The organism is Streptomyces sp. SID3212, from assembly GCF_009865405.1.
Taxonomy (GTDB): domain Bacteria; phylum Actinomycetota; class Actinomycetes; order Streptomycetales; family Streptomycetaceae; genus Streptomyces.
Genome location: NZ_WWJY01000021.1, coordinates 1 through 1,918, shown reverse-complemented (window position 1 = coordinate 1,918; position 1,918 = coordinate 1). Strand labels below are relative to the sequence as shown.

Sequence of the window (1,918 nt, the reverse complement as noted above, 5' to 3'; positions counted from 1 at the left end):
GCCGCCGGTCATCACGGCGCGGGCCCGCCCGGAGACCTCCAGCAGCGCGTGCGCGGCCCAGAGGAAGCGGTAGCCGGGCGCGGCGGTCAGCCGGTAGTCGACGACGGTCCTGCCCGCCCCGGCGGAGACGCGCCGTGTGAGGCGGAAGTCGGGGCAGTCGACGGACTCCTCCTCACCCGCGCGCCGCCAGGGCCGCGACCACGCGTCCCCGTGGTCGGGGGTCCCCCGGACCGTGGGGACACACTCCTCCAGGCCCCCCGCGTCGGCGAAGGGATCCCCGGGCCCGACACCGGCCCTGCGGGGCTCGTCGCGATGCCAGAGCCACTCCCGGCCACCGGCGGTGAGCGACGTCCAACGGCCGCCGTGGGCGAGGTCGGTGACGATGCGGGGCGCGGGCAGATCGCCAGGTCCGCCACATTCAGGCACAGCGCTCACCATTCCGCGAACGAGCCGTCCGCGTGCCGCCACACCGGGTTGCGCCAGGCGTGCCCCGTCCGGTCGGCGGCCCGTACCGCCGCCTCGTCCACCGTGATGCCGAGCCCGGGCAGCTCCGTGCGCCGCGCCTGGCCGCCGACAAAACGGAACGGCTCCGGGTCGACCACGTACGACAGCAGGTCGGCGTCCTTGTTGTAGTGGATGCCCCTGCTCTGCTCCTGGATGAGGAAGTTCGGTGTGCAGAAGGCTATTTGGAGGCTGGCGGCGAGTGCGATCGGCCCCAGCGGGCAGTGCGGGGCGAGCTGCGCCCCGTACGCGTCCGCGAGGGAGGCGATCCGGTGCACCTCCGAGATGCCGCCCGCGTGCGAGAGGTCCGGCTGGGCCACGGCGATGCCCGCCGCGAGCGCGGGCAGGAACTCCGCCCGCCCGTACAGCCGTTCACCGGTGGCGATCGGCACCTCGCTGGCGGCCACCAGCGCGGGCAGCAGATGACCGTGCTCGGGCAGCAGCGGCTCCTCCGCGAACAGCGGGTGCAGCGGGCCGATTTCACGCAGGACACGCCGGGCGCTCGCCGGGCTGAACCGGCCGTGGAAGTCGACGGCGACGTCGCGGTGCGGGCCGAGGACGGCCCGGGCGGCGGCCACCCGGTCCACCACCGCCGCCGTCTCGGCCGGGGTGGTGAGGGGGGAGGTGCGGCCGGACGCGTTCATCTTCACGGCGGTGAAGCCGGCCTCGACCTGCTCGGTTATCTCCTCGGTGAGCCGGGCGGGTTCGTCGCCGCCGACCCACGCGTACACCCGGATGGAGTCCCGTACCGGACCGCCGAGCAGGGCGTGCACGGGCGCGCCGTACGTCTTGCCCGCGATGTCCCACAGCGCCTGGTCGATGCCGGCGACGGCGCTGGAGAGCACCGGGCCGCCCCGGTAGAAGCCCGCCTTGCTCAGCACCTGCCAGTGGTCCTCGATCCGCAGCGGGTCCTGGCCGACCAGGTACTCGGCGAGGACGTCGACGGCGGCCCGTACGACCTCGGCGCGGCCCTCGACCACCGGTTCGCCCCAGCCGACCACACCCTCGTCGGTCTCGACGCGGCAGAACAGCCAGCGGGGCGGGACGAGGAACGTCTCGACGCGAACGATCTTCACTTCGCCTCGGTGCCTTTCGTGTCGGCAGTGGTGTCCGCCGCGCCGCTGTCCCCCGGCGTCCCGTGGACCTTGTCCAGGTCGCGTACCGCCTGGTCGAGCAGGGCACGCATGGCCGTCTCCGCCGCGTCCTGGTCCCCCGCCCGTACCGCGTCGAGGACGGCGCGGTGGCTGGGTACGGGGTCCTCGCCGTGCGGGGAGCTGTGCACGATCTGGTCGCGGTGGGCCAGCCCGGACTCGATGACCATCTCCATGCGTTCGAGCAGTTCGTTGTGGGTGGCGGCGAGCAGCGCGCGGTGGAAGGCGAGGTCGGCCTCGACCGCGTGCGCGGCCCCGCCCCCGCC

2 protein-coding genes and 1 pseudogene are annotated in these 1,918 nt (G+C 74.3%); all 3 read right to left on the bottom strand.

Annotated features, from left to right (window positions below):
• A pseudogene (locus GT042_RS01210) lies at nucleotides 1-426 on the bottom strand (hypothetical protein); the annotation flags it as partial.
• A gap of 5 nt (nucleotides 427-431) precedes the next feature.
• Nucleotides 432-1,577, bottom strand: a complete 1,146-nt coding sequence (gene dgoD, locus GT042_RS01205) for a galactonate dehydratase (protein WP_161306832.1) — start codon at nucleotides 1,575-1,577, stop codon at nucleotides 432-434.
• Nucleotides 1,574-1,918 (bottom strand): FCD domain-containing protein (locus GT042_RS01200; protein WP_161306831.1); only part of this gene is annotated, 345 nt, incomplete at its 5' end. The genes GT042_RS01200 and dgoD, both read right to left, overlap by 4 nt.